We start from the raw sequence: 23,730 nt of genomic DNA, 5'->3' as shown, positions 1-23,730 counted from the left end.
AAATGCCCTCCTTTAGTTGAAGAAGGACAAATCAAAATCCTGTATTCAGTAAAGAACACAGGATTTGAACGATCTTTATTTTAAATCCATAGCAAACTTTATGTAGCTTGGGAATACATTCTTTTATAAAAAAGTTCGATCATTTCTATAATCCTTATCCCATTAAAGCGCCTGATTACGGGATCTATGCTGTCTTTTTTACGCCTTCTATTTTACACTCTTCATGCTCTGTAAAGTTCTCATGTATCCAAGTGACAGCAAAAGAACGCCCGTATATATAACTATACTACCCATAGAGTATAAAGCCGGTAATTTGTTACTGATTGGAGGGTAACCACTATGAGCATTGTAATGCCATTCTGCACCTTCAAATCCTGCATGAATACTGATTAACACAAATACGAATAACACCAAGGCTAAAACAGCCTTTTTATGAAAGATCATTTTAACTAAGTTCTCCTTAAAAATGGAGGAAAAAGATATTTGACCTTGATAACGATCTTTCGATTGTTCTTGTTTTGAAAATGGAACCAAAAAGAAAATCAAAAGCCCACTATAAATCAGCAACAGGACTACAAACTCGGAAAAACTCATGTGAACAACCTCCCTTATCTTTTAATTTTCTTGCTTTCGCCTCTAAATAACATTCATTAATTCGGACTGATTATAGAATAAAAATCCGCCAATACTAAATCTTTGATCAATCTTTTTTATAACTTATCCAACCTTATTATGAAAAGTCAGACTTTTTTAAAATCAATCTTTATTATCGGGGTACAGTTAAGAAAGTGCGGACTTACAACGTTAAGCCCATTTTCCTGACTGTACTCCAGCTCTAAAAAGGGTTGTCAACGTATGGCCCTTTTATTGCAATGCTCATTAATTGTGTTGCCATATATTTTGGCGTATAAGGCATGTCCTTTTCTAACCACCATACAATCACCCCTAGAAAAGCAGCCGCAAAGTACCTCACAGCGATCTCCCGTGGTACAGTAAGCATCTGATCATCCGGCTGCATAATATTCATTCCCTTCGAAATAAAATCGACGAGGACTTCCATCAAACAGGAAGTAAAGTGGGGCATGTTTTTTTCGGTTAGAAAGACTTTATATAATTCACCATTTAAAGAAATCTGTTCAAATAGATTGATGAAATTTTCATTCGGTTGATCGTTTAAAAAGTCAAATTCTTCTTTTCCACCAAAAGACGAGTTAATACTCTCAGTTAAGTCATTTAATATTTCCTCTGAACTTTGATATAGAAGATCAAGTTTGTCACGATAATGCAGATAGAAGGTAGCACGATTTAAAGTAGCGCGGTTTGTAATATCTTGAACTGTAATCTTCTCATATCCTCGCTCGCGGATTAATTCTACGAGTGCATCTCTCAACATTCGTCGGGTTCTTACAACTCGCGGGTCCATTTTTTTCGACATTTTTAATCTCCTTGTATTACTTTTTCTAATTTAACAACACTACTTAATAAACTGTCGATTAAGCAACTGTTCTATAAACTATGTTAATTGCTCTTTTTTAGACAACTGTTATAATTATTTTATCAACGCAACGTTGATAAAACAACTTGTTGTTTATATGTTCATGATATCGTGATAACTATAAAGCTTTATTATATTAAAATTTTGAAGGAAATAAATCTGGATCAATAGCCGGAAAGGTAGCGATTATTACAGATGCTGTATCCGGATGGATTCATTATGAATACTTCGTTGATGGCTAAAATAGTTGGGACAGGAGCAACGAATACTTCCCCTGTATCAAAAGGTAAAGCATGAGTCTTTACAAATTATCCTGATGGTATTGTTCGTAAAACCGAATAGTGAAATAAATGGAAAAGTTTTTTTATTTAATCCAAAAATGAAAGGGTGTTTATATATGGGCCGTTTAAGCGGAAAAGTGGCAATCATTACTGGAGCTGCGATGGGGATGGGTGCTTCTGAAGCAATATTATTTGCAAAAGAAGGAGCAAAAGTGATCGCAACAGATGTTCAAATAGAACCTTTAAATCAAGTCGTAAAGGAAATTAAAGAAAATGGCGGCGAGGCTGTCGCCATTAAACATGATGTTACATCTGAAGAGGAATGGAAATCTATCATTGAGGAAGCAGTGAATTTATACGGAAAAGTCGATATCCTTGTTAATAATGCAGGTGTTTCATCACCAAAAACAATTGCAAACATGGAAATGGATGAATGGAATAAAATTTTGGATATTGACTTAAATGGCTGCGTAATCGGAATGAAATATGTCATCCCTGAAATGAAAAAAGCAGGCGGCGGTTCCATCATCAATATTTCTTCAATCGGCGGCCTTGTCGGTATGGCTGGTACAAGCCCATATACAGCAGCAAAGGGCGCCCTTCGTGTCTTATCAAAATCAGCAGCTGTTGAATACGGAAAAGATAAAATTCGCGTCAATTCTTTGCATCCAGGCATTGTTGTCACACCGATGACAGAACCAACGATGAAAGACGCACTTCCTTACTATAAAACCTATACACAACTTCCATACTTTGGCGAACCAGGAGACATTGCTTATGGTGCACTTTTCCTAGCCTCCGATGAGTCTCGCTTTATGACAGGGTCTGAATTAGTTATCGACGGCGGCTGGACTGCTCTTTAATCTCTATTTAAGGATCATCTAGGAAACCACGCTCTACTCTATTTCAAATCTATACAAATGAAAACAGATAATAAAGTTATTTAATTATGATCTTATAAATGCAATAACCACCTATCGCTTAAATTGATAGGTGGTTTTAAAGTTATTTAATGATTATATTAGCCTTCTACTAATACTTGGAGTTACTATAAGTCAGTTACTAAGATAATAATTAACTTCCATAGATTTAAATATTCTAATCAGAATGTCTAAATTTTATATAAAAATCAATAATTAAAACTAACATAGTTAACCGATTAATTATTGTACTATTGTTTATTTTCAGTTTTTATTATATAATTCAACACATTAAACTAATTTTAAAAGAGGGACAAAATGAAAACTTTAGAACGTTTCAGTCAGTTTGTTAGTAGTACATTTGCTATTTGGGTATTAATTTTTGCAGCATTTGCTTTTTTGTCACCAAATACATTTTCCTGGATTGGCGGATATATTACTATTTTATTAGGAATTGTTATGTTTGGTATGGGTTTAACCATTACCGTAGATGATTTTAAAGAGGTATTAACAAGACCAAAAGATGTTGCCATTGGAGTAATTGGTCAATTTGTTATTATGCCTACTCTTGCTTACCTGTTGGCGAAAGGATTTAATTTACCACCGGAAGTGGCAGTAGGAGTTATATTAGTTGGATGTTGTCCAGGAGGAACCTCATCGAATGTCATGACGTTTTTATCTAAGGGGGATGTTGCACTTTCTGTAACTATTACGTCTATAACAACTATACTGGCCCCCTTTGTTACACCGGCACTTATTTTATTATTCGCCAGTGAATGGGTTGATATAGCCCCAAGCTCTTTATTCATTTCGATTGTGCAAGTTGTCTTACTTCCGATTATCTTAGGAATCATAGTCCAAAAAACATTTAAAAAACAAGCACAAGCAAGCGTGAAAGTGTTACCGTTGGTTTCAGTAATTGCAATCGTAGCCATTGTATCAGCCGTTGTTGCCGGAAGCCAAGCAAAAATCGCCGAAACAGGTTTGCTAATTTTTGCGGTTGTTATTTTGCACAACACACTTGGTTATTTCTTAGGTTACCTATTTGGAAAATTGTTCAAAATGAATTTATCAAAGAAGAAAGCAGTCGCAATCGAAGTTGGCATGCAAAATTCTGGATTAGGTGTCGCCCTTGCAACTGCTCATTTTTCACCTTTAGCAGCAGTACCAAGCGCAATCTTCAGTGTATGGCATAATATTTCAGGCCCCATTTTGGCAACCATCTTTAGACGTATGAAAGATAAAGAAGAGAAAAGCGATAAGAGTATTACTAAAGCAATCTAACGAGAAAAAATAAAGAAATATGAGAGTTACGGCTGCATTTTCTTTATTTTTGAAGCAGAGAGCCTTACTTTGTGTATTATCATACTTAATGTTCAACCAAATTAAGACTCTCATTTGATCATTGAAGAGTACGACCAAGAGAATACGGATTTACAATGATAAGAAATCTTAATATTTAAAGCCCAATTCCTCCACACTAAAATTGAGAAATTGGGCTTTTTTCATTACTCCACAATCTAGCCTTTTAATGGAACAACTTATTGTCACTCAACAGTTCCTTAATCGATTTTTCAATTTCAGATGTTCTTTTCACTATAAATACACCCCTTTAGATAATCTAAAGGGGTGAAACGGTATGATTCTTTATAAACGATATAACTTTATTTCAAAGCCACAAAAATCAGCCTCTATGCCAATCAATTACTCCACTGTCACACTCTTTGCCAGATTACGCGGCTTATCAACGTCACAGTCGCGGTGCAAGGCTGCATAGTAAGCGATCAGCTGTAATGGCACCACAGAAACAAGCGGTGTAAGAAGTTCATGAACAGCCGGGATCACGAAGCGGTCCTCTTCGCTTTCGAGGCCTTTCATAGAAATAATGCAAGGGTTTGCGCCACGGGCTGTTACTTCCTTTACATTGCCGCGAATGCTCAAGCTGACTTTTTCCTGAGTAGCTAGGGCAATCACTGGTGTACCGTCTTCGATTAAAGCGATGGTTCCGTGCTTTAATTCTCCCCCAGCAAAGCCTTCTGCTTGAATATAAGAGATTTCCTTCAGCTTTAAGGCACCTTCAAGGCCCACGTAATAGTCAATGGAGCGGCCGATGAAGAAGCAGTTGCGTGTCGTTGCAAGGTAGTCTCTAGCAATTTGTTCAAACTCATCTTTCGTATCGCAAAGCATTTCCATCGCGTTTGCCACAATGCCCAGTTCATGGACAAGGTTAAATTTTGTTTTAATGCCGAGTGATTCGGCCACAGCGTTCGCTAAGATCGCGAGTACAGATACTTGGGCTGTGTAGGCCTTTGTAGAAGCAACAGCGATCTCAGGGCCTGCATGAAGCAATAGTGTATAATCCGCTTCACGAGAAAGGGTGGAGCCTTGAACATTTGTAATCGTTAAGGCCTGATAGCCCATCTCTTTCACTTTTACAAGCACCGCACGGCTGTCTGCTGTTTCCCCACTTTGAGAAATAAAGATAAATAATGGGTTTTTAGATAGAAGCGGCATGTTGTAGACAAACTCACTTGCCACATGCACTTCTGTCGGGATTTTTGCTAGCTTTTCTAAATATTGTTTGCCAACAAGTCCGGCATGGTAGCTCGTTCCGCAAGCTACGACATATAAACGGTCGGCTCCTTTGATCGCTTCAATGATTTCTTTATCGACTGTCAGCTCTTCTTGCTCGTTTTGATAGGCTTGGATCAGCTTTCTTACTACAAGCGGCTGCTCATCAATTTCTTTCAGCATGTAATGCGGATACGTGCCTTTTTCGATATCGCTGGCATCCAGTTCCGCTGTATAAGGTGCACGTTGAACTTCTTCGCCGTTTAAATTTTCAATTATTACTTTTTCCTTTGTCACGATGACCACTTCTTTGTCCATTAATTCTACAAACTGGTCTGTTACTTGAATCATTGCCATGGCATCGGAGGCAATCACGTTAAATCCTTCTCCGAGACCGACAAGAAGTGGACTTTTATTTTTAGCTGCGAAAATCGTTTCCGGGTCTTCTCTATCCAGCAAACCGATTGCATAAGAACCTTTCAGCAGCTGCAGCGTTTTACGAAAGGCTACCTCTGTTTCCAGGCCTTCATGGACAAAAAGTTCAATCAACTGAACAATCACTTCTGTGTCGGTGTCGCTTTTGAGCGGTACATCGAGCAAATACTCTTTTTTAAGCTGCTCATAGTTTTCGATTACACCATTGTGAACGAGTGTAAACCGGCCGGATAAGCTTTGATGAGGATGAGCATTCTCTCTGCTTGGCACGCCGTGAGTCGCCCAGCGTGTATGGCCGATTCCTGTTACTGCGCTTACCTTCTCGTCTACGATCTTGCGCAGATCAGCAATCCGTCCTTTTTCTTTAAACACATGCACATCCTGCGCATCTCTAATGGCAATGCCCGCAGAGTCATAGCCCCGGTACTCCAGCTTTTCCAATCCGCTCAATAAGATTTCTTTCGCATCCTTATAGCCGATATAACCAACAATTCCGCACATAAAATGTTCCTCCTATAAAGAAGGCAGGCAAAAGCAGAGCGCTTATTTGCCGCTCTTCTTTTTCTATTCTCTTTTTTTGTTCCGCATTTCCATTCCCTTTGTCCACAAGGTTACCCTCGTGATTTAAGGAAGGACTGTCGGTTGTGCGGTGATCAACCGGGAGGCATCCGCCGAACATTTCGATAAACCTCCTCCTCGTCAACTAGTCAGGCTCTCTCCCGCTAGTTCAGGCGCTTTATAAAATAAACTAGTATAAAGTGGGCTCTTCTCCTTTCTTTACTTCATTTGTAAAACAGGATTATCATACACTACCCAATTTCCCGCCGTCAACTACTATTTTCTTTTTTAACAGAAAGCCAATATTATTACATTTATATGAAAAAAGAGACGCTTAAGTGCGTCTCTTTTTTGTCATTCCCGGATACCCCGTTAGTGAAACATTCTTCTATTCGTTCAGGCCCATTTCTGCTTTAACAACATCAGCAATCCGCTCAACAAATAACTTACATTGTTCTTCTGTTTGCGCTTCGACCATCACGCGAACGAGCGGTTCTGTGCCAGATGGTCGAACAAGCACGCGTCCGTTTCCATTCATCTCTGCTTCTACCTCAGAAATAACAGCTTTTACTTGTTCATTTTCCGCTACTTTATACTTATCAGTCACCCGTACATTCTCTAAAATCTGCGGGTACTTCTTCATTTCCGCTGCAAGCTCTGATAAAGGTTTTTTCGTCATCTTCATAATATTAACAAGCTGTAAACCTGTTAGTAAGCCGTCACCCGTCGTGTTGTAGTCAAGGAAGACAATATGGCCAGACTGTTCTCCGCCAAGATTATATTGGTCTTTTTTCATTGCCTCCACTACATAACGGTCGCCGACTGCTGTTTGTACGCTTTGGATACCGAGAGCTTCCAATCCTTTGTAAAACCCAAGATTGCTCATAACCGTTGAAACAACAACAGACTGATTCAGCTGTCCTTGTTCATGCATATATTTAGCACAGATAAACATAATTTGATCGCCGTCTACAATATTACCTTTTTCATCGATAGCAATTAAGCGGTCACCATCGCCGTCAAAAGATAAACCGACATCTGCTTTTTTCTCCAACAAGAAAGCAGCTAGCGCCTCTGGATGCGTAGAGCCGACTCCATCGTTAATATTTAAGCCGTTAGGAGACGTCCCCATCGTTGAAATATCTGCCTCTAAGTCAGCATACAGGTGAGGAGCTAGTGAAGAAGTGGCCCCATGTGCGCAATCAAGTGCGATGTGAATGCCAGAGAAGTCTTCATCCACCGACTGTTTCAAGTACTGGATATATTTTTGACCGCCTTCGAAATAATCGCTGACCTGGCCAAGGTTCGCACCTGTCGGCCGCGGCAAATGATCTGTTTCTTGGTCGAGGAGAGCTTCGATTTCTTCTTCCTGCTCATCGGATAATTTGAAGCCATCTGGACCGAAGAACTTAATTCCGTTGTCTCCTACCGGATTATGAGAAGCTGAGATCATCACGCCCGTTTGCGCATCCATCACTTTGGTTAAATAAGCGACACCTGGTGTGGAAATAACGCCGAGACGCATTACTTCTGCCCCGATGGACAAGAGGCCGGCAACAAGAGCCCCTTCCAGCATATGGCCGGAAATGCGAGTATCACGGCCTACCACAACTTTCGGGCGATCTGCGTTCTTCGTTAACACATATCCTCCGAATCTGCCTAACTTAAAGGCGAGCTCCGGTGTTAACTCCGTATTCGCCACGCCTCTTACTCCATCAGTTCCAAAATACTTTCCCATGTATTGATTCTCTCCTTTGTTTTACCTTCTGTTCAAACGGCTTTATTCGCCGCTTTCCTTTTCTGGTTCATCTTCCGGACTTCCTTCGACTGTCACTTTTACTTTTATGATTTGCGGAGAAACAAAGTTTAAACCTTCGCCAAGTTCAATTGGCACAGTAATGGTCGCGTCTTTTTTTATCCCATCCACTTCCACTGGAACAACTAACTCTTCCATTTCCTTCAAAATAGCTTCTTTTCCGTAAATGGTAATCTCTTCTGTTTCAGGTTTAATGGATTTAATTTTGATTCCCTTCGGTGGTGTTCCTTTCGGAAACATCCTCAGTGCTATTTTTTTGCTTGGATTTTTTACAGAGATAGATACTTGCACCGTCTCCGGCTCCACCTTAACATCCAGCTTATTTAATTCACCGTCCAGCACTTGTACCTTGGCTGTACCAGTTGTTTCTTTGTCAACTTTTTCTTTTACATCTAGGGTCGCTTTCACATAGACAATTTTATTAAGTGCTGCTTTCGATCCAGTCACTTTTACTCGCTTCGGATCTACGGAAACGGCTTCTTCCTGATATCCTTCTGCCAGCATATTATCGTTAAATTCTGGGCTGACAACAAAGTAGTCGGATACTTTTTCTTCAATAGTCACATCTACTGTTTCCGGAATGACCCTTACTTTTAATTTGTCAGACAGCTGTTTATATTTAATTGGTACACGATGCTTTCCTATACTCGTGTTTGTTAAATCAATGAAAAGTTCAAAATCTCTTAACCGCTTCGCCGATTCAATGATACTTTTCGGTCCTTCCAATTCCACTTTTACTTTATCTGGAATGCCCGAGACAAATAAGTTTTCCGTATCATAGTATGCTTGCACCGGTACATCGGTAATTATTTCACTGTTCGTCTGAGAGGATTTATCTGCTTTTTGGATTAATTGAAAATCATTAAAGTTCACAGATATGTACAGCAAAATAGTTAGAAGTAAAGCAACGATACGCACAAACCAGGAGCTTTCCACAAATTTATCCATCGCTTTTTCTCCCCCTCCAGATCCACCGGTTTGAGGAATCGCTTTGCGTTTTAAGCAACTCGTGACTTAACAGTTTTTCAAAATCCTCAGCGGCCAAGTCACGGAATAAGTCACCATTTTTTGTAACCGAAACGGCCCCAGTTTCCTCAGAAACAATAATCGTGATGCTGTCGGTCACTTCGCTGATGCCCAATGCCGCTCTGTGTCTCGTGCCAAGCTCTTTTGAGATAAATGGGCTCTCTGACAGCGGCAAATAGCAGGCGGCGGCAGCTATTTGGTTTTTCTGTATAATGACAGCCCCGTCATGAAGTGGAGTATTGGGAATAAAGATGTTGATCAGCAGTTCTGATGTCACGGCTGAATGCAAAGGAATTCCCGTTTCGATATAATCGTTCATGCCTGTCTCTTTTTCTATGGAGATAAGAGCACCAATTCGTCTTTTGGCCATATAGCTGACCGACTTGGTGAGCGCTTCTATTAAATCCCGCTGCTCTTTATCTTCCTGTGCCACATTCCGAGAAAAGATGCTTCCCCTTCCAAGCTGCTCCAGGGCCCGGCGCACCTCAGGCTGGAAAATAATAATAACCGCCAGGAACCCCCACGTTAATGCTTGTTCCATAATCCAGCTTAATGTATCGAGTCCGAGCAGCCCGCTTAACCCCCGTACGACTATAATAACAAAAATACCTTTCACGAGCTGAACGGCTTTCGTGCCGCGTATGACCATTAAAAGTTTATAAACAACAAACCAAACAAGCAGTATATCAAGCGCATTGGATAAATAATCCAACACTGTAAAATTTTCGAAGTAGTTTGAAAACGGCATATTACATCCTCCAATAATGTAATGACTGCAGCCGTACAGAGGCTTTATCTTTACTTAACCAGCATATTATAACACAGTCTGCCGAAAAGTCAGAATGAAAAGGGACAAAGCTGGTTCTTTAGAAAATAGGCGTTCCTTTTTCTACTCGAACACACCTACTACTGCTTTCTTTAATTTGAACCACATCCAGCCGAAAGCTTCATCAATCTCTTCAATTTCACCTGTGACGTTTCCAGCGGAAGCCATGTACTTTTCACCGTTAATGACAGTAACGTCACCTTGTACCTCTCCTTCAATTCGAATATCGCCATTTCTCACAACAATATCTCCCTGCACTTTTTCGCCGGCCGGGACGATCACTGTATCGTTTTCGATATGAAGATTGTCGTACTTAGTGAAAGCAAAATTATCTGCTTCCTGTTGCCACGAGGATAAAAGGCCCCCCGTCGTTAAAGCGAAAAACAAAGAAGCTGCCGTGAAAAACGGATGCTTTCTGATCCAGCGTTGAACACCAATCACTCTCGTTTCTTTTGGCAAGGAGAGTACGACTTTTTCTGTAAATCTTTCAGGAGCTTTTATATGAGACAGGCTTTGTACAAGCGCAATGGTTTTCTTTAGCTCTAAGAAATGCTGACGGCAATCATCACATGCTTGTAAATGTGCTTTTAACTCGCGCTGTTCTCCGGAAATAAGCTCCCCATCTAAATAACTATGCATCAAGCGAACGATCTCTTTTTGACAAGAAGCCATGATTTCACACATCCCTTCTTACATATTCCGCAAATACTTACGAAGTGCTTCCCGCCCTCTATGTATACGTGTTTTTACCGTACCCAAAGGCAATTCCAAAATATCTGCAATCTCTTGCAGCTGCAGCTCTTCGATATATTTTAAGACGATGACTGACCTGTATTTCTCAGGAAGATTAAAGATAGCTGACTGGATGATTTCTTGCAGCTCCAGATTTTCCACTGCTTCTTCCGGAAGTTCTTCCGTAGAGGCAACTTGCGAATACATGTTGAGACCTTCTGTACCCGAAATTTCGGCATCAAGATGGTAATCCGGTTTTTTCTTTCGAATTCGGTCAATACAAAGGTTGGTCGCAATCCTATAAAGCCATGTGGCGAATTTCTTTCCAGGGTCATACGTATGGATATTAACAAACGCTTTAATAAACGCTTCCTGTGCGGCATCCTCTGCCTCGTGACGATCCCATAGCATCCGGAAGCAGATTTGATATACCTTATCTTTGTAAAGTTCTACGATCTCACCAAAGGCATTTTGATCACCCTTTAAAACTTGCTTGATCCTTCTTTGGACAATTAACTCCATTATTTTTTTACCTCCTGCCCTCGCAGGTATCTTTTCATACGATTATCATCTAAAAAGGTTTCAAAAAAGCACAACTCTATCATAACAAATTACAAAAAAATGTTTACATTTTTTGTAAAAGGGTATAGTAAATGTAATTAATTTAGACGGCGGGAGTTGAATAAGAGCGATGGCTGCAGCGGAATTACTAGAGGAAATTGAAGATTGTCGGAATCATATGGTGAATTTGGCTATGAAAACATCCTTCTCCGATAAAAAAGTAGTAGAAATCAGCGTACGTCTTGATCAACTGCTAAACCAATTCGAACAATTAAAATAACCGGAACCGTTGGCATGAAGCCAGGTTCCGGTTATTTTTTGCCTTCTTATAGAAGCTTGCTTCCAAATAAAGAGGCCATTAAAGCGACCGCTACAGAGGCGGTTTTATTTTTCTCATCGAGAATTGGATTCACTTCCACAAACTCCGCTGAAGTAATTAACCCGCTTTCTGAAAGCATCTCCATCGCCAAATGACTTTCCCGGTAGCTAATTCCGCCAATGACTGGTGTACCAACTCCCGGTGCATCACTTGGATCAAGTCCATCCAAGTCAAGTGACAAATGAACGCCATCTGTTCTTTCCTTTAAGTACTCGATCGTTTCTTCAATGACTCTTGTCATTCCTAAACGATCAACTTCATGCATGGTATATACTTTTATGCCTTTTTCCTTAATAAGGGCTTTTTCTCCTTCGTCCAGATCCCGAGCGCCGATGATAACCACATTTTCCGGTTTTACTTTTGGAGAATCCCCATAAATGCCAGTAAGATCTTCATGGCCAAGACCAATGCTGACAGCTAATGGCATACCATGAATATTTCCTGTAGGAGAAGTTTCTGCTGTATTTAGATCACCATGCGCATCGTACCAAATAACGCCTAAGTTATTATAATGTTTAGCTACACCGGCCAGTGTTCCGATAGCAATACTATGGTCACCGCCAAGCACAAGAGGAAAGCTGCCTGATTGGATAACGTTGTCTACTTTTTCGGCCAACTGATGGCTTGCTTCGGCAACCGCTTTCAGGTTCTTTAAATTTGTATTTTCGCTATGAACAGAAAGCTTTTTGTTAATTTCAATGTCACCGCAATCTTCTACTTCATATTGCAAACCTTCTAGACGTTCACTTATACCTGCATAGCGGATAGCACTAGGACCCATGTCTACCCCTCTGCGTAACTGTCCTAAATCCATCGGTACTCCGATGATTGCTATTTTCTTTTCATTAGTCATAAGAACTCTCCTTTCATGTTGCTCGCTTTATTTTAACCGAAAGAAAGAACTTGACTCAACTGGACACTTTTATGGATAATTATTCACATTTTTTACAAGAAAAAAGCTGTTTTAGTTGAATAACTAAAACAGCTTTTTAAAGAGTGAGCCATGAAGGACTCGAACCTTCGACCCTCTGATTAAAAGTCAGATGCTCTACCAACTGAGCTAATGGCTCGTTATGGCTGGGCTAGCTGGATTCGAACCAACGAGTGACGGAGTCAAAGTCCGTTGCCTTACCGCTTGGCTATAGCCCAATGAAGTATAGACGAAATAAAAAGGACATTATAAATATGCCCGCATTTCATTTGTTTTATTCATAAAAACTGGTGGAGGGGGACGGATTCGAACCGCCGAACCCTGAGGGAGCGGATTTACAGTCCGCCGCGTTTAGCCACTTCGCTACCCCTCCACAATAAAGTGGTGCCGGCAAGAGGACTTGAACCCCCAACCTACTGATTACAAGTCAGTTGCTCTACCAATTGAGCTACACCGGCATAGATATAAATAGCAATGGTGGAGGATGACGGGATCGAACCGCCGACCCCCTGCTTGTAAGGCAGGTGCTCTCCCAGCTGAGCTAATCCTCCATAAATGATGACCCCTACGGGATTCGAACCCGTGTTACCGCCGTGAAAGGGCGGTGTCTTAACCGCTTGACCAAGGGGCCATTCTCAAAAAATAGTAAGCTTCCAACCGGGCTCGAACCGGTGACCTCTTCCTTACCATGGAAGTGCTCTACCTGCTGAGCTATGGAAGCATGGCTCCGCAGGCAAGATTCGAACTTGCGACCGATCGGTTAACAGCCGATTGCTCTACCACTGAGCTACTGCGGAATAATTTCTAGCTGCAGATGTACAACACATTGACTAAAAATCAAGTCGCCTGGCAGCGTCCTACTCTCACAGGGGGAATCCCCCAACTACCATCGGCGCTGAAGAGCTTAACTTCCGTGTTCGGGATGGGAACGGGTGTGACCTCTTCGCTATCGCCACCAGACTATTTAAGACATTTACTATTATAGCAAAATCTTCTTATTTAGCAAGCTTTTTTGTTCTTTCAAAACTGGATAATATGTTCAAGTAACCGGCAACTCCGTGCCATTTCATGTGTGACGCCGTTAGGCGTATCATTTAGGATAAGTCCTCGATCGATTAGTATTCGTCAGCTCCACGTGTCGCCACGCTTCCACCTCGAACCTATCTACCTGATCATCTTTCAGGGATCTTACTAGCTTGCGCTATGGGAAATCTCATCTTGAGGGGGGCTTCATGCTTAGATGCTTTCAGCACTTATCCCGTCCGCACATAGCTACCCAGCGATGCCTTTGGCAAGACAACTGGTACACCAGCGGTGCGTCCATCCCGGTCCTCTCGTACTAAGGACAGCTCCTCTCAAATTTCCTGCGCCCGCGACGGATAGGGACCGAACTGTCTCACGACGTTCTGAACCCAGCTCGCGTACCGCTTTAATGGGCGAACAGCCCAACCCTTGGGACCGACTACAGCCCCAGGATGCGATGAGCCGACATCGAGGTGCCAAACCTCCCCGTCGATGTGGACTCTTGGGGGAGATAAGCCTGTTATCCCCGGGGTAGCTTTTATCCGTTGAGCGATGGCCCTTCCATGCGGAACCACCGGATCACTAAGCCCGACTTTCGTCCCTGCTCGACTTGTAGGTCTCGCAGTCAAGCTCCCTTGTGCCTTTACACTCTGCGAATGATTTCCAACCATTCTGAGGGAACCTTTGGGCGCCTCCGTTACTCTTTAGGAGGCGACCGCCCCAGTCAAACTGCCCGCCTGACACTGTCTCCCACCCGGATCACGGGTGCGGGTTAGAAGTTCAACACAGCCAGGGTAGTATCCCACCGACGCCTCCACCGAAGCTGGCGCTCCGGTTTCAAAGGCTCCTACCTATCCTGTACAAGCTGTGCCGAAATTCAATATCAGGCTGCAGTAAAGCTCCACGGGGTCTTTCCGTCCTGTCGCGGGTAACCTGCATCTTCACAGGTACTATAATTTCACCGAGTCTCTCGTTGAGACAGTGCCCAGATCGTTACGCCTTTCGTGCGGGTCGGAACTTACCCGACAAGGAATTTCGCTACCTTAGGACCGTTATAGTTACGGCCGCCGTTTACTGGGGCTTCAATTCAGAGCTTCGCGTGAGCTAACCCCTCCTCTTAACCTTCCAGCACCGGGCAGGCGTCAGCCCCTATACTTCGCCTTACGGCTTCGCAGAGACCTGTGTTTTTGCTAAACAGTCGCCTGGGCCTATTCACTGCGGCTCCTCAGGGCTATGCACCCCAAAGAGCACCCCTTCTCCCGAAGTTACGGGGTCATTTTGCCGAGTTCCTTAACGAGAGTTCACTCGCTCACCTTAGGATTCTCTCCTCGCCTACCTGTGTCGGTTTGCGGTACGGGCACCTTTCACCTCGCTAGAGGCTTTTCTTGGCAGTGTGGAATCAGGAACTTCGGTACTACATTTCCCTCGCCGTCACAGCTCCGCCTTCATGGTGATGGGATTTGCCTCATCACCGGCCTAACTGCTTGGACGCACAACCAACTGTGCGCTTGCCCTATCCTCCTGCGTCCCCCCATTGCTCAAATGGTGAAGAGGTGGTACAGGAATATCAACCTGTTGTCCATCGCCTACGCCTATCGGCCTCGGCTTAGGTCCCGACTAACCCTGAGAGGACGAGCCTTCCTCAGGAAACCTTAGGCATTCGGTGGAAGGGATTCTCACCCTTCTTTCGCTACTCATACCGGCATTCTCACTTCTAAGCGCTCCACAAGTCCTTCCGGTCTTGCTTCACCGCCCTTAGAACGCTCTCCTACCACGGACACCACAAGGTGTCCATCCACAGCTTCGGTGATACGTTTAGCCCCGGTACATTTTCGGCGCAGAGTCACTCGACCAGTGAGCTATTACGCACTCTTTAAATGGTGGCTGCTTCTAAGCCAACATCCTGGTTGTCTAAGCAACTCCACATCCTTTTCCACTTAACGTATACTTGGGGACCTTAGCTGGTGGTCTGGGCTGTTTCCCTCTTGACTACGGATCTTATCACTCGCAGTCTGACTCCCAAGGATAAGTCTTTGGCATTCGGAGTTTGTCTGAATTCGGTAACCCGAGGGGGGCCCCTAGTCCAAACAGTGCTCTACCTCCAAGACTCTTCCCTTGAGGCTAGCCCTAAAGCTATTTCGGAGAGAACCAGCTATCTCCAGGTTCGATTGGAATTTCACCGCTACCCACACCTCATCCCCGCACTTTTCAACGTGCGTGGGTTCGGGCCTCCAGTAAGTGTTACCTTACCTTCACCCTGGACATGGGTAGATCACCTGGTTTCGGGTCTGCGACCTCATACTCATGCGCCCTATTCAGACTCGCTTTCGCTGCGGCTCCGCCTTTGCGGCTTAACCTCGCATGAAATCGCAACTCGCCGGTTCATTCTACAAAAGGCACGCCATCACCCATTAACGGGCTCTGACTACTTGTAGGCACACGGTTTCAGGTTCTCTTTCACTCCCCTTCCGGGGTGCTTTTCACCTTTCCCTCACGGTACTGGTTCACTATCGGTCACTAGGGAGTATTTAGCCTTGGGAGATGGTCCTCCCGGATTCCGACGGAATTTCACGTGTTCCGCCGTACTCAGGATCCACTCTGGAGAGAACGATGTTTCGGCTACAGGATTGTTACCTTCTCTGATGGGCCTTTCCAGACCTCTTCGCCTACACCGTTCTTTTGTAACTCCGTATAGAGTGTCCTACAACCCCAGAAGGCAAGCCTTCTGGTTTGGGCTGTTCCCGTTTCGCTCGCCGCTACTCAGGGAATCGCGTTTGCTTTCTCTTCCTCCAGGTACTTAGATGTTTCAGTTCCCCGGGTGTGCCTTCTCCTACCCTATGGATTCAGGTAGGGATACTGTTCCATTACGAACAGTGGGTTTCCCCATTCGGAAATCTCCGGATTAACGCTTACTTACAGCTCCCCGGAGCATATCGGAGTTAGTCCCGTCCTTCTTCGGCTCCTAGTGCCAAGGCATCCACCGTGCGCCCTTTCTAACTTAACCTAAGAAAAAATACAAGCGGCGCATTTCGTCTTCAGCTTTCTTCATTCCTTCCCTCACGTATGCAAATACGCTCAGTCAGTCATTCAGTTGCTTCCTCGAACTGCTTGCTTCTCTTCTTTCTTTGAAAAATACCTAAAATGGCGATTACTCGGTTATTGCTTGGTTACTTTTATACGATATTATCCAGTTTTCAAAGAACAAAGTTGCTTACCTATAGAGAAGGAATTCATCCTTCAAAACTGAACAAAAAACAATGCCGTTAATTCGTTTGTGAGAACAGCGTTCTCTGTTGCTACTACGTGCGGCTAAAAGCCTGACACGGTTCACAAGTTCCTTAGAAAGGAGGTGATCCAGCCGCACCTTCCGATACGGCTACCTTGTTACGACTTCACCCCAATCATCTGCCCCACCTTAGGCGGCTGGCTCCCGTAAGGGTTACCCCACCGACTTCGGGTGTTGCAAACTCTCGTGGTGTGACGGGCGGTGTGTACAAGGCCCGGGAACGTATTCACCGCGGCATGCTGATCCGCGATTACTAGCGATTCCGGCTTCATGCAGGCGAGTTGCAGCCTGCAATCCGAACTGAGAATGGTTTTATGGGATTGGCTAAACCTTGCGGTCTTGCAGCCCTTTGTACCATCCATTGTAGCACGTGTGTAGCCCAGGTCATAAGGGGCATGATGATTTGACGTCATCCCCACCTTCCTCCGGTTTGTCACCGGCAGTCACCTTAGAGTGCCCAACTGAATGCTGGCAACTAAGATCAAGGGTTGCGCTCGTTGCGGGACTTAACCCAACATCTCACGACACGAGCTGACGACAACCATGCACCACCTGTCACCGCTGTCCCCGAAGGGAAAGATCTGTCTCCAGACCGGTCAGCGGGATGTCAAGACCTGGTAAGGTTCTTCGCGTTGCTTCGAATTAAACCACATGCTCCACCGCTTGTGCGGGCCCCCGTCAATTCCTTTGAGTTTCAGCCTTGCGGCCGTACTCCCCAGGCGGAGTGCTTAATGCGTTAGCTGCAGCACTGAAGGGCGGAAACCCTCCAACACTTAGCACTCATCGTTTACGGCGTGGACTACCAGGGTATCTAATCCTGTTCGCTCCCCACGCTTTCGCGCCTCAGCGTCAGTTACAGACCAGAGAGCCGCCTTCGCCACTGGTGTTCCTCCACATCTCTACGCATTTCACCGCTACACGTGGAATTCCGCTCTCCTCTTCTGCACTCAAGCCTCCCAGTTTCCAATGACCCTCCACGGTTGAGCCGTGGGCTTTCACATCAGACTTAAGAAGCCGCCTGCGCGCGCTTTACGCCCAATAATTCCGGACAACGCTTGCCACCTACGTATTACCGCGGCTGCTGGCACGTAGTTAGCCGTGGCTTTCTGGTCAGGTACCGTCAAGGTACCAACAGTTACTTTGGTACTTGTTCTTCCCTGACAACAGAGCTTTACGATCCGAAAACCTTCTTCACTCACGCGGCGTTGCTCCGTCAGACTTTCGTCCATTGCGGAAGATTCCCTACTGCTGCCTCCCGTAGGAGTCTGGGCCGTGTCTCAGTCCCAGTGTGGCCGATCACCCTCTCAGGTCGGCTACGCATCGTCGCCTTGGTGAGCCGTTACCTCACCAACTAGCTAATGCGCCGCGGGTCCATCTGTAAGTGGCAGCTAAAAGCCGCCTTTCCATTCTTCTTCATGCGAAGAAAAAGAATATCCGGTATTAGCCCCGGTTTCCCGGAGTTATCCCAGTCTTACAGGTAGGTTACCCACGTGTTACTCACCCGTCCGCCGCTAACTTGAACAGAGCAAGCTCCGTCAAGTCCGCTCGACTTGCATGTATTAGGCACGCCGCCAGCGTTCGTCCTGAGCCAGGATCAAACTCTCCAAAAAGATTGTTTGACTTGCTCATAATTTAAAAATAAGAATTAACTTACTGGCATGTATTTTGTTCAGTTTTCAAAGATCAATTTTTCTTTTGCCTTTAACAGCGACTTGACTATCATAACACTTTTACCACTTACAAGTCAACAGTTATTTTTTATTTTCAAATCTTACATCAGCTGCTTTGTTTTCAGCGACAATTAGTAATTTAACACACATAAAAGATTTTTGTCAACAAGTTATTTTATAATAAATTTTTTCGCTCATAACAAATCATTATTCAATAGAAAAAAGGCTAATCTCTCTACAGAATGACTAGCCTTACCTCTTCTTTGTAAATGGCCAATTACTCCTTTTTACTATACCTTTTAACTGTCTTGAATAGGCTCTTTCCTTCTCTCCATCATTCTTTTTGCGTATTATGCGAAAAACCCCTTTTCTCCAGATTCCATAAATGATCCTTTTATGTCAGGCATCAAAGGAAGAAGCTGACGATTGCTCTTTTTCAGCCGACATTTTATAGGCTAAGTACTTCATACATTCTTCTTCAGCAGCTACTCTTTTAAACAATTTAAACAGCCGCACGTATTTTTTCTTCATAGAGCGCTTAACGGACTCATCTATCCTTGAATCACCGAGATCGAATAGTATTTCATCCATTTCCCGCTTGATCAAATAATAAATTTCTCGCTTTTCTTCTTCGCTAATTAACAATGCCAGCATCTCATCACCCGTTTTTCTTTTTTATTCAATGTCATACTACTATGCTATTCGGCAAATCTATTTGTTTGTCATAATATTTGTGTACATGCTCATAAAGTTGAATAAGATGATTTTAGCGGAGGGAGAACATGACGTTCTTTTATAGTGTGCATATGAAAAAAACGAAGCAGTTCTTGTTACTTATTTCAGTTTCATTCTTTACAGCTATTTTATTGTTTACCCAAAATCTTTTAAGTATTCCTGTTTTTTTAGAAAAAGAGTCTCCAAAAGCAATTTATAAGGGGGAAAATGGAATAGCTTTAACTTTTGACATTGGATGGGGCGATGAAAAAGCGGGACAGATTTTGCATACACTCATTCGTCATAAAGCTAAAGCAACCTTTTTCTTGTCAGCTTCTTGGGCAGAACGCCATCCAGATCTCGTGAAAAAAATGAAAGATCACCACTTTGAAATTGGCTTGTTAGGTTATAACTATGTCGACTACACGTCTATGGAAAAAGCTGAAATTAGGAAAGACTTGCTTAAAGCTCAAGAAGTATTTAAAAAGCTGCAAATCGAAGAAATTAAATTAGTTCGAGCACCGACAGGCCACTTTAACCAAGAGGTATTAAAGATCGTAAACGAAATGAATTTGACTTATGTGCACTGGAGCATTGATACAAATGATTGGAGAAATCCAGGAACTGCTTCAATTCTATCTAAGGTGAAAGCAGCCAAAAACGGTGATATTATCTTTATGCACGCATCCGATTCAGCTAAACAAACAAATGCTGTTCTTCCACAAATTATTGATATCTCAAGATCATCCGACAAACTGGTAACAGTATCGGAACTAATCGCCAATGGAGAAGTCGAAACCAAACTTATCCCCTAATTCAAAACAAAAAAGCAGGGCCTTTAGGCTCCGCTTTTTTTAGATGGGCGTTGATTATATTTAGGCAAAGCCAGCAACTGAAAGGCATTACATGGCAATAGAGTAAACAGCATAATATACAGCCATCTCGTTTCATTCGCCTGAAGTACCGGCAACCATTCTAGAACAGTAACCACTACCATAAAAAACAAAGCAGAAATGAATACGCTCTTGTTGGATTGCTTCGCTTTGAAAAATGCAACTATCAGACCAATTACAAAAAGCAAGACAGCTAAGCCAATGTAGGGAAAAATAGATTCCCCTTTATCAGCAAATGCTTGAAAGCGAAAATAGATAAGATCGAATAAAACAAATGCGATAATGACAAACTGTACACTATTCCAAAATGACCGGAACATGCTTGCTCCAAATTGATGAACAGTTAAATAAGCAAAAAAACCCATTTGACTAATTACGCTAAATGTAAACCCAACAAACACATGCCAAGTTAAAATAGAAAAAAGATCTTTCCATCCCCCTGTACTGATTAACGGAGATAATTCATCCCAGCGAATAAAAAAGCCGAGAATGCTGGCAGCTACTCCGCCAATCAATAATGTATGTACAAAAAACCTGATCCAATTCCGGATTGTCACCTTGTTACCCCCAACTATATAGTTATGCTCTCCTGATTGTAACAATGAAGATAAAAAAAATCTAGGCACGGCTGCAGCCTTGAATAATTTCTTTGTCACTGCTCATATTAAAAATAAGAAAAGGCTAGAAAGGAGCTTCTTTATGTGGAAACCTGTCTTGCCGCTCCTCTTTCTCGTTTTTTCTTGGCGGCTTGCGGAGGGGGTGCGGCCGATGCTGGAACGGCTCAAATGGATTATGATGCGACCAAAAAAATGGTCGTTGATATATTAAAAACAGATGATGGAAAAAAGGCCCTTCAAGACATGATGGAAGATGAAAAAGTAAAGCAACAACTCGTCATGGATCAGGAAATGATCACTAAAACGATTGAAGACACCCTAACCTCCGAAAAAGGAAAAAAGTTCTGGAAAGAAGCTTTTAAAGATCCGGCATTTGCCAGCGCCATTGCTAAGGGAATGAGGAATGAACAAGAGGATTTATTAAAGACGCTTATGAAAGATCCTCAATATCAGGACATGATGCTCAGTATTATGCAGGACCCAGAATACGAGAAAAATGTAACACAACTGATGAAGAGTAAAGAATACCGTGAGCACTTGCAAAAAATAATGAATGAGACTTTCGAGAGTCCTTTATATAAAGCAAAAATACAGGATATTTTACTGAAAGCGGCAGCAGAAGAAGCAAACGCAGGCGGGGGAAAAGAGAAGAAGCAAGGCGGAAGCTCTTGATCCAAGATTAAACCTTAACACTCCTTTACCCACTGATAGATGTACAAAGCCTTTTCCTACAACTAAAACAGCCGGGAGGATTCTCACCGGCTGTCTTTTTTATTTGTCGTTTAATTTATTGACTACTTTTTCTGCGATTTCTTGATAAATCTTCCCAAGCCTGTGATCGGCCGCATAAATGGACGGAGCGAACTCTTCTTCATTCCAATCTGGCTGTTCAAGCGGCAGGCGCCCTAATATTTCCGTGCGAAGCTCTTCTGCCAATTTGTCTCCGCCTCCGCGCCCGAATACGTATTCCTTTTCTCCCGTCTTCTTGCTTTCAAAGTAAGCCATGTTTTCAATGACGCCAATAACTTCATGATCCGTCCGTAAAGCCATAGCTCCGGCCCGGGCTGCAACGAAAGCCGCCGTCGGATGCGGGGTAGAGACAATGATTTCCTTGGAATGAGGGATCATCGAGTGAACATCAAGCGCTACGTCGCCTGTTCCCGGCGGCAAATCAAGCAACAAGTAATCCAACTCCCCCCATTCTACTTCTTGGAAGAAGTTATTGAGCATTTTTCCGAGCATCGGACCACGCCAAATAACAGGAGCATTGTCTTCCACAAAGAAGCCCATAGAAATAACCTTTACGCCAAAGCGCTCAACAGGGACGATTTTATCTCCACGGACAACAGGACGTTGCTCAATTCCCATCATATCCGGTACGCTAAACCCGTAAATATCAGCATCCACGAGTCCAACCTTCTTCCCTAAACGGGCAAGAGCTACAGCAAGGTTGACGGAAACAGTCGATTTACCGACACCGCCCTTTCCGCTTGCAATAGCGATGAACGTTGTCTGACTATCCGGCGACAACAGATTATGATCCTGATGGCTTTCTGAACTGCGGTACCTGGCAAGCACATCTTCCGGAAGCTCTGAAAAGCGAATACCAACTGTTTGTGCGCCCGCTGCTTTTAATGCTTCAACAATTTGCATTTGGAACGGCAGTTGTTCTGCCGTGCCTGTCTGGGCAATGGCTACTTTGACACTTACATGCTGCTTTTCTTCTTTGACACTAATATCAACAATACCGTTTGTTTCTGCCAACGTTTTATGTAAAATGGGGTCGTTCATTTGACTTAGAATATCTCGTACTTGTTCTGGCGTTACCAAACTATCCACCATCCTTTATCTCTTTCATTTCTCTTACAGTATACCATAACCACCCATCAAAAAAAGGGCAGGACTCTCTTGTCCTTATCCCTCTTTGTCATCCATATGTTTCATAATCCCTTTATAAATAGATGCTGCCACTTTCTCCTGGTATTCTTCCGTTGACAAGTTCCGCTTCTCTTCAGGGTTGGAAAGAAAACCAATCTCAACCAACGCTCCTGGCTTTTTTGCATACTTTAGCAAATAGACATGGTTAATGGCTTTTGCTTCTCTATTCGTATTTTCAAGATTTAAGACAAGTTCATATTGGAGAGCCTTCGCTAATTCTTTATTTTCCTCTATATGCGGGGCATAAAAAGTTTGTGCCCCTCTCCAGCGCGGGGAAGGAATGGCATTTAAATGAATGCTTACAAAAAGGTCCGCTTCAGAATCATTAATTAACTGAAGCCGTTTTTTTAAATCCTCCGTTTTTCGCGAGCGGTATGATTGTATATCTGAAGGAGCTAGGTCTACATCCTTCTCTCTTGTCATTAAAACGATCGCTCCCTGCTCCTGCAAATAATCGCGAACTTTCTTAGTGACTGCCAGAGCAATATCTTTTTCCAGCGCGTCCCTATCTCCCGCTCCGCCATCCGGTCCGCCATGCCCGGCATCTAAATAGATAATTTTTCCTGAAAGTGGCATACTCCATGGCTTCCAAGACATATAATTAGTGTTTAAAAATTGAATGACAAAAACAAGGATGGCACCGCTCAGCAAGAAAGCAATCCATCTTTTCCATCCTCTCATCCAACTCCCCCTTTTCCTCTCCTGTTGACATCATATGGGACAAGTGAGGGAATTATGAGTGAGTATATAAAAAAGCTGGACCGACCCTTTCTTTTCTGCTTCCTTGCTTTATGGGCTTATGATTGATTCTTACTCATTGCCTCGCCCTTTTCTCCCAAGGTTAGAGTTCCGATTTGCTCCTTTCATCGGATCTTCTCCATCCGCAAACTCTACAGAGTAATCAGCTTCCTCAATGTTCTTCTTTGGGGTTTTCGCATATTTCTCTACTGCATTTCTCTCTGCTTTCCGCTTAGCCATCTCCTCACCTCTTTTCCTTAGTGACAGCAAACTACTATTAGCGTCTCCTTTTCCTTACTTTCATATTCATGGCTGAACTT

Annotated in this window: 19 protein-coding genes, 8 tRNA genes and 3 rRNA genes; 5 read left to right on the top strand and 25 right to left on the bottom strand. The window is 43.2% G+C overall.

Annotation, left to right across the window (positions count from 1 at the left end):
* Positions 1 to 207 precede the first annotated feature (207 nt).
* Together CJ483_RS14560 and CJ483_RS14555 are read right to left on the bottom strand one after the other, a co-directional pair.
* A complete protein-coding gene (locus tag CJ483_RS14560) occupies positions 208 to 594 on the bottom strand; it encodes a hypothetical protein (RefSeq protein ID WP_120035901.1) in 387 nt (128 codons plus the stop codon).
* Positions 595 to 835: 241 nt separating this feature from the next.
* The gene (locus tag CJ483_RS14555) at positions 836 to 1,435 is read right to left on the bottom strand and encodes a TetR/AcrR family transcriptional regulator (protein WP_120035900.1); all 600 of its coding nucleotides are present in this window, start codon (positions 1,433 to 1,435) and stop codon (positions 836 to 838) included.
* A gap of 457 nt (positions 1,436 to 1,892) precedes the next feature.
* Between CJ483_RS14555 and CJ483_RS14550 the strand changes: the two genes are divergently transcribed.
* The gene (locus tag CJ483_RS14550; protein ID WP_120035899.1) at positions 1,893 to 2,639 is read left to right on the top strand and encodes an SDR family NAD(P)-dependent oxidoreductase; all 747 of its coding nucleotides are present in this window, start codon (positions 1,893 to 1,895) and stop codon (positions 2,637 to 2,639) included.
* Positions 2,640 to 3,014: 375 nt separating this feature from the next.
* Complete coding sequence (locus CJ483_RS14545; RefSeq protein WP_120035898.1) at positions 3,015 to 3,980, top strand: bile acid:sodium symporter family protein; 966 nt, start codon at positions 3,015 to 3,017, stop codon at positions 3,978 to 3,980.
* 420 nt (positions 3,981 to 4,400) lie between these two features.
* Here CJ483_RS14545 and glmS read toward each other — a convergent pair whose 3' ends face one another.
* The 6 genes from glmS to sigW form a co-directional block, all read right to left on the bottom strand.
* Positions 4,401 to 6,203 carry a glutamine--fructose-6-phosphate transaminase (isomerizing) gene (gene glmS, locus CJ483_RS14540; protein ID WP_120035897.1) on the bottom strand — a complete coding sequence of 601 codons (1,803 nt, stop codon included), beginning with the start codon at positions 6,201 to 6,203 and terminating at the stop codon, positions 4,401 to 4,403.
* A gap of 445 nt (positions 6,204 to 6,648) precedes the next feature.
* Entirely contained in the window at positions 6,649 to 7,998 is a 1,350-nt protein-coding gene (gene glmM / locus CJ483_RS14530) for a phosphoglucosamine mutase (protein ID WP_120035895.1), read from the bottom strand.
* 42 nt (positions 7,999 to 8,040) lie between these two features.
* The gene (locus CJ483_RS14525; RefSeq protein ID WP_120035894.1) at positions 8,041 to 9,024 is read right to left on the bottom strand and encodes a CdaR family protein; all 984 of its coding nucleotides are present in this window, start codon (positions 9,022 to 9,024) and stop codon (positions 8,041 to 8,043) included.
* Complete coding sequence (gene cdaA / locus CJ483_RS14520; protein ID WP_120035893.1) at positions 9,017 to 9,850, bottom strand: diadenylate cyclase CdaA; 834 nt, start codon at positions 9,848 to 9,850, stop codon at positions 9,017 to 9,019. The genes CJ483_RS14525 and cdaA overlap by 8 nt, the downstream gene beginning before the upstream one ends.
* A 141-nt stretch (positions 9,851 to 9,991) precedes the next feature.
* Complete coding sequence (locus tag CJ483_RS14515) at positions 9,992 to 10,600, bottom strand: anti-sigma factor family protein (RefSeq protein ID WP_120035892.1); 609 nt, start codon at positions 10,598 to 10,600, stop codon at positions 9,992 to 9,994.
* An 18-nt stretch (positions 10,601 to 10,618) separates the two neighbouring features.
* Complete coding sequence (sigW, locus tag CJ483_RS14510) at positions 10,619 to 11,182, bottom strand: RNA polymerase sigma factor SigW (RefSeq protein ID WP_120035891.1); 564 nt, start codon at positions 11,180 to 11,182, stop codon at positions 10,619 to 10,621.
* A 169-nt stretch (positions 11,183 to 11,351) separates the two neighbouring features.
* Between sigW and CJ483_RS14505 the strand changes: the two genes are divergently transcribed.
* Positions 11,352 to 11,501, top strand: a complete 150-nt coding sequence (locus CJ483_RS14505; RefSeq protein ID WP_120035890.1) for an aspartyl-phosphate phosphatase Spo0E family protein — start codon at positions 11,352 to 11,354, stop codon at positions 11,499 to 11,501.
* Between the two features lie 46 nt (positions 11,502 to 11,547).
* Here CJ483_RS14505 and rocF read toward each other — a convergent pair whose 3' ends face one another.
* The 13 genes from rocF to CJ483_RS14440 form a co-directional block, all read right to left on the bottom strand.
* Positions 11,548 to 12,453, bottom strand: coding sequence for an arginase (gene rocF / locus CJ483_RS14500; RefSeq protein WP_120035889.1), 906 nt, complete (start codon positions 12,451 to 12,453; stop codon positions 11,548 to 11,550).
* Positions 12,454 to 12,597: 144 nt separating this feature from the next.
* Positions 12,598 to 12,670, bottom strand: a tRNA-Lys gene (locus tag CJ483_RS14495).
* Positions 12,671 to 12,674: 4 nt separating this feature from the next.
* A tRNA-Gln gene (locus CJ483_RS14490) sits at positions 12,675 to 12,749 on the bottom strand.
* Positions 12,750 to 12,819: 70 nt separating this feature from the next.
* A tRNA-Tyr gene (locus CJ483_RS14485) sits at positions 12,820 to 12,904 on the bottom strand.
* A gap of 9 nt (positions 12,905 to 12,913) precedes the next feature.
* Positions 12,914 to 12,989, bottom strand: a tRNA-Thr gene (locus CJ483_RS14480).
* A 17-nt stretch (positions 12,990 to 13,006) separates the two neighbouring features.
* Positions 13,007 to 13,082, bottom strand: a tRNA-Val gene (locus CJ483_RS14475).
* 8 nt (positions 13,083 to 13,090) lie between these two features.
* A tRNA-Glu gene (locus tag CJ483_RS14470) sits at positions 13,091 to 13,162 on the bottom strand.
* A 17-nt stretch (positions 13,163 to 13,179) separates the two neighbouring features.
* Positions 13,180 to 13,252: transfer RNA gene (locus CJ483_RS14465), tRNA-Thr, on the bottom strand.
* Position 13,253: 1 nt separating this feature from the next.
* Positions 13,254 to 13,328 (bottom strand) — tRNA-Asn (locus tag CJ483_RS14460).
* A gap of 47 nt (positions 13,329 to 13,375) precedes the next feature.
* Positions 13,376 to 13,491 (bottom strand): 5S ribosomal RNA (rrf, locus tag CJ483_RS14455).
* 135 nt (positions 13,492 to 13,626) lie between these two features.
* Positions 13,627 to 16,558, bottom strand: a 23S ribosomal RNA gene (locus tag CJ483_RS14450).
* A 338-nt stretch (positions 16,559 to 16,896) separates the two neighbouring features.
* A 16S ribosomal RNA gene (locus tag CJ483_RS14445) occupies positions 16,897 to 18,450 on the bottom strand.
* The 16S, 23S and 5S rRNA genes sit together here with 8 tRNA genes alongside, the layout of an rRNA operon.
* A gap of 459 nt (positions 18,451 to 18,909) precedes the next feature.
* Entirely contained in the window at positions 18,910 to 19,164 is a 255-nt protein-coding gene (locus tag CJ483_RS14440) for a hypothetical protein (RefSeq protein WP_120035888.1), read from the bottom strand.
* Positions 19,165 to 19,292: 128 nt separating this feature from the next.
* Between CJ483_RS14440 and CJ483_RS14435 the strand changes: the two genes are divergently transcribed.
* Positions 19,293 to 20,039 (top strand): polysaccharide deacetylase family protein, encoded by a 747-nt coding sequence (locus CJ483_RS14435; protein ID WP_120035887.1) that lies wholly within the window; start codon positions 19,293 to 19,295, stop codon positions 20,037 to 20,039.
* 23 nt (positions 20,040 to 20,062) lie between these two features.
* Here CJ483_RS14435 and CJ483_RS14430 read toward each other — a convergent pair whose 3' ends face one another.
* A complete protein-coding gene (locus tag CJ483_RS14430) occupies positions 20,063 to 20,674 on the bottom strand; it encodes a KinB-signaling pathway activation protein (protein WP_120035886.1) in 612 nt (203 codons plus the stop codon).
* Between the two features lie 144 nt (positions 20,675 to 20,818).
* On the opposite strand from CJ483_RS14430, the gene gerD reads away from it, so the two are divergent.
* Entirely contained in the window at positions 20,819 to 21,406 is a 588-nt protein-coding gene (gene gerD / locus CJ483_RS14425; protein ID WP_120035885.1) for a spore germination lipoprotein GerD, read from the top strand.
* Positions 21,407 to 21,505: 99 nt separating this feature from the next.
* Here gerD and CJ483_RS14420 read toward each other — a convergent pair whose 3' ends face one another.
* From CJ483_RS14420 to CJ483_RS24550, 3 genes are all read right to left on the bottom strand, one after another.
* Positions 21,506 to 22,564: an Mrp/NBP35 family ATP-binding protein gene (locus CJ483_RS14420; protein ID WP_120038044.1), complete on the bottom strand. Its 1,059-nt coding sequence runs from the start codon at positions 22,562 to 22,564 to the stop codon at positions 21,506 to 21,508.
* An 84-nt stretch (positions 22,565 to 22,648) separates the two neighbouring features.
* Positions 22,649 to 23,353, bottom strand: a complete 705-nt coding sequence (cwlD, locus tag CJ483_RS14415) for an N-acetylmuramoyl-L-alanine amidase CwlD (protein WP_120035884.1) — start codon at positions 23,351 to 23,353, stop codon at positions 22,649 to 22,651.
* Between the two features lie 129 nt (positions 23,354 to 23,482).
* Entirely contained in the window at positions 23,483 to 23,650 is a 168-nt protein-coding gene (locus CJ483_RS24550) for a hypothetical protein (protein WP_182917059.1), read from the bottom strand.
* Positions 23,651 to 23,730: the final 80 nt, after the last annotated feature.

The organism is Bacillus sp. PK3_68 (assembly GCF_003600835.1).
GTDB lineage: Bacteria > Bacillota > Bacilli > Bacillales > Domibacillaceae > Pseudobacillus.
This window is presented reverse-complemented; position numbering and strand designations above follow the sequence as displayed.